The sequence below is a fragment of the Streptomyces tailanensis genome (assembly GCF_008386495.1).
Taxonomy (GTDB): Bacteria; Actinomycetota; Actinomycetes; order Streptomycetales; family Streptomycetaceae; genus Streptomyces; species Streptomyces tailanensis.
The window spans coordinates 24,925-31,887 of record NZ_VTHJ01000086.1; the positions used below are offsets into that span (position 1 = coordinate 24,925).

Below are 6,963 nucleotides of genomic sequence, written 5' to 3' on the forward strand. Positions count from 1 at the left end.
GACATCGGGGACACGCCCTCTCCCGCACACCACCCCACCCGGCAACCATGTCCCCATGACGACCCTCCGCCCCTCCCACACCGCCCGAGCTCACTCCTTCAACGCGGCCGCAGCCCAGTACGCGGCGAACCGCCCCTCCTACCCACCCGCCCTCCTGGACACCATCGAAGACTTGGCCGCCCGCCCCTTCCACGGCTCACGAGCGGTCGACGTAGGTGCCGGCACCGGCATCGCCACCACCCTCCTCCACACCCGCGGCGCCAACGCACTCGCCGTCGAACCCGGCGCCGGCATGGCTGCCCAGTTCCGCCGAGCCCACCCCCTGATCCCCCTCGTCCGAGGCGACGGCAACGCCCTCCCCGTCGCCACCGCCTCCACCGACTTCCTGACCTACGCCCAGTCCTGGCACTGGACCGACCCCGCCCGCTCGGTCCCGGAAGCCCTCCGGGTACTCCGCCCCGGTGGCGCACTCGCCCTCTGGTGGAACACCGAAGCCCTCGACGTCTCCTGGATCGCCGAAGCCGCCACGCGTATCCGCCGTTTCCTCGGCATCGCCCCCGACACACCGGTCGAGAAGAGCAGCACCACCGGCGCCCCCGCCGCGCTTGCCGACACCGCCGGCCGACTGGACTTCACCCGCCGCCAGATCCGCTGGAGCCGCCAGGTCTCCCTGGACACCCACCTGGCCAACATCGCCAGCCACTCGGCGTTCCTCGTCCTGGGCGAAGAGGCCACCACCGCGTTCCTCACCGAGGAACGCGCCCACCTCCGCCGACTCTTCCCCACCGAAACGATCGAAGAGACCTACGACGTAGACCTACTGGTGGCCATCCGCCCCTGAGCCCCAAGCCGCTCCAGCCCCTGCCCCTCCATCCCCTCCCGACTGTCTCCGTCCGACCCCACGAGTCCCCCGCAACCGCCCTCATCCGGCCCCGACGGCCCCTCACGACCGACCACCTCGCCCTTGCCCGTCTCACTCACCGTGCCGCTCTCCTGAACGCGCATAGCCCACCAAGCCTCCAAAGCCGCCGCACACGCGTGATCCACATGCCGCAACCCGCCCAACTCCAGCCGCACATCCCGATCCCGCGGCAGGGCCTCCAACGCGTCCAGCAACTTCGGCAACCGCAGGAACGTCGCGCTCCCGACCACGCGCACCACCACCCCCGCGTCCCCCTGATCCTCGGTCTCGACGTGCACATGGCTGATGTCCCACGTGGTCTTCGCCACGGCCAACGCGAGCCCCACCAGCACGCCTTCGAACAGATTCCAGGCCACGATCGCCAGCGCCGTGACCCCGAGGACCACCACCTCCCCGCGATGCCGCCCACGCCACAACACGCCCAACTCCCGTACGGGCACGAGCTTGCACCCCGCATACACCAGCAGCCCGGCCAACGCCGCCACGGGAATCACTTCGAGCACCCCGGGCAGAAGGGCGGCGAACACCAGCAACCACACCCCGTGCAGCACGCGCGAGGCCTTGGTCCGCGCCCCCGCCCGCACATTCGCCGCACTCCGTACGATCACCGCCGTCATCGGCAACGCCCCGAGCGCCCCGCACACCACGTTCCCGGCCCCCTGCGCGACCAGTTCCCGGTCGTAGTCGGTCCGAGGCCCGTCATGCAGTTGATCCACGGCCGCCGCACTGAACAACGACTCGGCGGACGCGATCAACGCGAACGCGAGCACCGTCCCTACGACCCCCGCCTGCGCGAGCAACGCCAGATCATCGACCGACGGCATCCGCACGGCCTCCAGCAACCCCCGCACCTCGACCCGCCGCACCTCCAGGTCGCACACCCCGGTCACCACGGCCGCACCCCCGACGGCCACCAACGGCGCCGGCACGAAACGCGCCCCCCGACGCCACCGAGGCCACACCACCAGTACGACAACGGTCGCGCTCTCGACCGCGAGGGCAACGGGATCCACGGCCCCCGGCAACGAACCAAGTCCCGCGAACTTCTCGACCGCACCTCCCCCTGGCGCGGCGACGTCCCCCATGGCGTACACCTGCCCCGCCACCAGCACCAGCCCGATCCCGGCGAGCATCCCCTGCACCACGGCCACGGACACCGCCCGGAACCATCGCCCGAGCCGCAACACTCCCAACCCGACCTGCATCACCCCGGCCCCGAGCACCAGCACACCCAACGCCGACAGCCCATACGTCCGTACAGCCTCGTACACCAGCACTGTCAGCCCGGCTGCCGGCCCACTGACCTGCATGGTGCTCCCGGGCAACACCCCTACGACCAGCCCACCCACGATCCCGGTGACCAGCCCCAATTCAGCGGGCACTCCCGACGCCACCGCGACCCCGACGCATAAGGGCAACGCCACAAGAAAGACGACGAGCGAGGCGGCCAACTCCCCCCGCCAAAATCGAAGTCGAAATGGGTATGAGGCATTACGCATGAGGTGACGCACCTCCGGTAGTCAACGGTCAAATCAACAGGAGTGCCCCACAGGAGATGCGCGGTCCCGTGCCGGGGGCGCAGCCGGCGAACGAGCAAAAGAGCTCACAACGGGAGACCGCCACATACCACCGCGGCGATTGGGCGAGGCCCGACGACCACGCTCTGCAACTGATTGTCACTCAAAGTGAGCAGCGGTGACACCCCTTTCCTGCCCCGCTCGACGGCAGTGGATGCGCTCACCCCCGGAACGTCTCCTTCCGATCACCCCGTCGCGCGCCCCGCGCCCCTCCCAACCCCCACCGCGCCCCCCACTCCCGCACTCCTCCACCGCCCCGACAGAGGTGTCCCTTGACGCTCCGCCGAACCCGGCGCATTATTCATCACATGATGAATTACTCGTCGAAGAAGCCTCCACCCGCCATCCAGGCCGACAACCTCACCGTCACCCGAGGCCACCGCACAGTCCTCCGGAACCTCGACTTCGCAGTACCCCATGGCCAGATCACCGGCCTCCTGGGCCCCTCCGGCTGCGGCAAGTCGACCCTGATGCGAGCGATCGTCGGCACCCAGGCCAAGGTCACCGGAACCCTGAAGGTCCTCGGCCACCCCGCGGGCGCCCCCGCCCTCCGCTCCCGCATCGGCTACGTCACCCAGGCGCCCTCCGTCTACGACGACCTGACAGTCCGCCAGAACCTCGCCTACTTCGCCGCGATCCTCGACCCCGGCCGCACCGCCACCGAACGCCGCCACGAGAACGTCACCCGGGCCATCGCCGACGTGGACCTCACCTCCCACGCCGACGCCCTCGCCGGCAACCTCTCCGGCGGCCAACGCAGCCGCGTCTCCCTGGCCGTGGCCCTCCTCGGAACCCCCGAACTCCTGGTCCTCGACGAACCCACAGTGGGCCTTGACCCGGTCCTCCGCCGCGACCTCTGGGACCTCTTCCACGCCATCGCCGCCCAGCGCCGGGCGACGCTCCTGATCTCCTCCCACGTCATGGACGAGGCCGAGCGCTGCCACCGCCTCCTCCTGATGCGCGAGGGCGAGATCCTCGCCGACGACACCCCCGAGGCCCTCCGCACCCGCACCCACGCGGACACAGTCGAGGCAGCCTTCCTGCACCTGGTGGACGAGGCGACCGCCACCGACGCACACCACAAGGAGCCGGCGCGATGACCCCCACGACGAACGCGCACGCCCCCGCACCCCCGGCCACGCCCCGCCCGAGCGCCCTCAACTACTCCCGTACGACGGCCACGGCGGCCCGAGTCCTCCGCCAACTCGGCCACGACCCCCGCACGATCGCCCTGCTCGTCCTCATCCCGTGCGTGATGCTGTTCCTGCTCCGCTACGTCTTCGACGGCAGCCCACGCGTCTTCGACTCCATCGGCGCCTCACTCCTCGGCATCTTCCCGCTGATCACGATGTTCCTGGTGACCTCGATCGCGACCTTGCGCGAACGTACTTCCGGCACCTTGGAACGTCTCCTCGCCATGCCCCTCGGCAAAGGCGACCTCATCGCGGGCTACGCCCTCGCCTTCGGCACACTGGCGATCATCCAGTCCACCCTCGCCACAGGCCTGGCGGTCTGGTTCCTCGACCTGGACGTCACCGGCTCCCCCTGGCTCCTTCTCGTCGTCGCCCTCCTCGACGCCCTGCTGGGCACCGCCCTCGGCCTCTTCGTCTCGGCCTTCGCCGCCTCCGAGTTCCAGGCCGTCCAGTTCATGCCGGCCGTGATCTTCCCCCAACTCCTCCTCTGCGGCCTCTTCACTCCCCGCCCCGACATGCACCCCGCCCTCGAAGCCCTCTCCAACGTCCTCCCCATGTCCTACGCGGTCGACGGCATGAACGAGGTCCTCCTTCACACCGACATGACCGCCAACTTCATCCGAGACGCCGCCATCGTCGCCACCTGCGCCCTCCTGGTCCTCACCTTGGGAGCAGCAACCCTGAGGCGCCGAACCACGTAGCTATACGTAGCTGCGGGCAATCGTGCCGCTGGGGCGGCACGGGTGGGCGCAGCGGCACCTCGTAGCGCCGAGCAGCGCGCCCTACCCCCGCCCGGCCTCACCCGCCGGGCACCTGTCCAGCGCACGTCCCGCCCACCGGACACCAAAGCCACCCCTCGCCCCCTGATGCGAGGATGACCCCAGGACGACGCACCCCGGAGGGCACCGCACCATGACCCAGAAAGTCGCAGTCCTCGGCACCGGCAAGATCGGCGAGGCCCTGCTCAGCGGTATGATCCGAGCCGGCTGGGCCCCCGCGGACCTCCTGGTCACCGCCCGCCGCCCCGAACGTGCCGAGGAACTCCGCACCCGCTACGGCGTCACCCCGGTCACCAACCCCGAGGCCGCGAAGACCGCCGACACCCTGATCCTGACGGTCAAGCCCCAGGACATGGCCACCCTCCTCGACGAACTCGCCCCGCACACCCCTGCCGACCGCCTGGTCATCAGCGGCGCGGCGGGCATTCCCACCTCCTTCTTCGAAGAGCGCCTGGCCGCAGGCACCCCTGTTGTCCGTGTCATGACGAACACCCCCGCCCTCGTCGACGAGGCCATGTCCGTCATCTCCGCCGGCAGCCACGCGAGCGAGGCCGATCTCGCGCACGCCGAAGAGATCTTCGGCGCCGTGGGCAAGACGCTCCGCGTCCCCGAGGCCCAGCAGGACGCCTGCACCGCCCTCTCCGGCTCGGGCCCGGCGTACTTCTTCTACCTGGTCGAAGCCATGACCGACGCGGGCATCCTCCTAGGCCTGCCTCGCGACAAGGCCCACGACCTCATCGTCCAGTCCGCCATCGGCGCGGCCACGATGCTCCGCGACAGCGGCGAACACCCCGTCAAACTCCGCGAAAATGTCACCTCCCCCGCAGGTACGACGATCAGCGCCATCCGCGAACTCGAGAACCACGGAGTACGCGCCGCACTGATCGCCGCGCTGGAGGCCGCCCGCGACCGCAGCCGCGAGCTGGCCTCCGGCAACAACAGCTGACCTCGCCTGCAGCGCCGTTCAGTCGGCGGCGCTGTTCAGGCAGCCAACAACCCGATCGCCCGATACGCCGCATCCACCCTCGGCCGAGCCATCTCTCTGGCCTTCTCCGCACCCAACCGCAACACCCCCTCCATGTACGCAGGATCCGCGCACAAATCCTTGTGCCTCTCCTGTACGGGCCTGAGGAGCGCGACCACGGCCTCTGCGGTGTCCTTCTTCAGTGCTCCGTACGATTCATATACACCGCTCAGGTCCTCGGGGTTCCCACCCTCACAGGCCGCGAGGATCTCCAGCAGATTCGCGAGCCCCGGCCGCTCCTCCCGGTCGTAGACGACATCCCGCCCACTGTCGGTGACGGCCCGCATGATCTTCTTCCGCACCACATCCGGCTCGTCCAGCAGATAGACGATCCCCGGCCCCACGTCGTCCGTCTTCCCCATCTTCGAAGTCGGCTCCTGCAGGTTCATGACCCGAGCTCCGACCTTCGGATGCGTCGCCCGCGGCACGACGAACGTGTGCCCGTACCGCTGGTTGAACCGCACCGCCAGATCCCGAGTCAGCTCCACATGCTGCGTCTGGTCGTCCCCCACCGGCACCTCGTCGGTCCCGTACGCCAGGATGTCCGCCGCCATCAGCACGGGATACGTCAGCAACGACAGCCGGACACTCCCACCCCGCTCCCGTTCCCGCGCGGCCTTCTCCTTGTACTGGATCATCCGCCGCATCTCGCCGTCGGTGGCCACGCACTCCAACAGGTACGACAACCGTGCGTGCTCATCCACATGACTCTGTACGAAGATGGTGCACAGCTCCGGATCCAGCCCCGAGGCGAGCAACAACGTCGCCGCCTGCCGACTGAGCCTGCGCACCCGCGCCGGATCGTGGTCCACGGTCAGCGCGTGCAGATCCACGATGCAGAACAGCGCATCCGTCCCGTGCTGATCGACCTCGGCCCACCGCCGCACGGCCCCCAGGTAGTTCCCGAGTGTCAGATGCCCCGTCGGCTTGATCCCGCTGAAGACTCGCGTCATCTCTCATCCTCCTGGTCAGGACCGCCACACCTGCCGGCCGTCCCCCTGGAGGGAGATACGAGAACGGCCGCCGGGGCGGCGGCCGTCGAGTGCATACGTGAGCACGGCCGCCCTCAGGCGGCCCACCACTGCTGGTGACACGTACGCGTAGTCATGGGGGCCAGGCTACGCCCCGGGGGTACCGCCCGGCAGCGAGTTGACACACCCAGGGCCCATCCGTAGTGTTCTCCGAGTTGTCCGACGTGAGCGCCGACCCTCGGTCGGTCCCCGGACAGCCATTCCGCAGGTAAACACCGACAATCGACGACCCGTCGTCGTGCCGTTGGCATGCGTATTTACGGAATGAGGAATCCGCGTTCGAAAGGACGCAGCCCCCGATTAGCTCGGGAGCCCGGAATCCGCTAAAGTCTCACTCGTCGGAACGGCCCAACAGCCGTGAAGACAACCCCCGCTGACTGGGAATCAGGCCCGAAAGGATCTGATAGAGTCGGAACCGCCGGAAAGGGAAACGCGAA

6 protein-coding genes are annotated in these 6,963 nt (G+C 69.1%); 4 read left to right on the plus strand and 2 right to left on the minus strand.

Features of this window, described 5'->3' with window-relative positions:
* Positions 1–55 precede the first annotated feature (55 nt).
* On the plus strand, positions 56–841 hold the full coding sequence (locus tag F3T56_RS41255) for a class I SAM-dependent methyltransferase (protein ID WP_149830599.1): 786 nt from the start codon (positions 56–58) through the stop codon (positions 839–841).
* Here F3T56_RS41255 and F3T56_RS41260 read toward each other — a convergent pair.
* A complete protein-coding gene (locus F3T56_RS41260) occupies positions 805–2,421 on the minus strand; it encodes a SulP family inorganic anion transporter (protein WP_246204371.1) in 1,617 nt (538 codons plus the stop codon). The genes F3T56_RS41255 and F3T56_RS41260 overlap by 37 nt on opposite strands.
* Before the next feature lie 386 nt (positions 2,422–2,807).
* Between F3T56_RS41260 and F3T56_RS41265 the strand changes: the two genes are divergently transcribed.
* The 3 genes from F3T56_RS41265 to proC all read left to right on the plus strand — a co-directional run bounded on the left by F3T56_RS41265 (position 2,808) and on the right by proC (position 5,417).
* Positions 2,808–3,599, plus strand: a complete 792-nt coding sequence (locus tag F3T56_RS41265; protein ID WP_149830600.1) for an ABC transporter ATP-binding protein — start codon at positions 2,808–2,810, stop codon at positions 3,597–3,599.
* The gene (locus F3T56_RS41270; protein ID WP_149830601.1) at positions 3,596–4,393 is read left to right on the plus strand and encodes an ABC transporter permease; all 798 of its coding nucleotides are present in this window, start codon (positions 3,596–3,598) and stop codon (positions 4,391–4,393) included. The genes F3T56_RS41265 and F3T56_RS41270 overlap by 4 nt, the downstream gene beginning before the upstream one ends.
* Before the next feature lie 211 nt (positions 4,394–4,604).
* Positions 4,605–5,417 (plus strand): pyrroline-5-carboxylate reductase, encoded by an 813-nt coding sequence (gene proC, locus F3T56_RS41275; protein WP_149830602.1) that lies wholly within the window; start codon positions 4,605–4,607, stop codon positions 5,415–5,417.
* A gap of 35 nt (positions 5,418–5,452) precedes the next feature.
* On the opposite strand, the gene trpS is transcribed toward proC, so the two are convergent.
* Complete coding sequence (trpS, locus tag F3T56_RS41280; protein WP_149830603.1) at positions 5,453–6,448, minus strand: tryptophan--tRNA ligase; 996 nt, start codon at positions 6,446–6,448, stop codon at positions 5,453–5,455.
* Positions 6,449–6,963 lie beyond the last annotated feature (515 nt).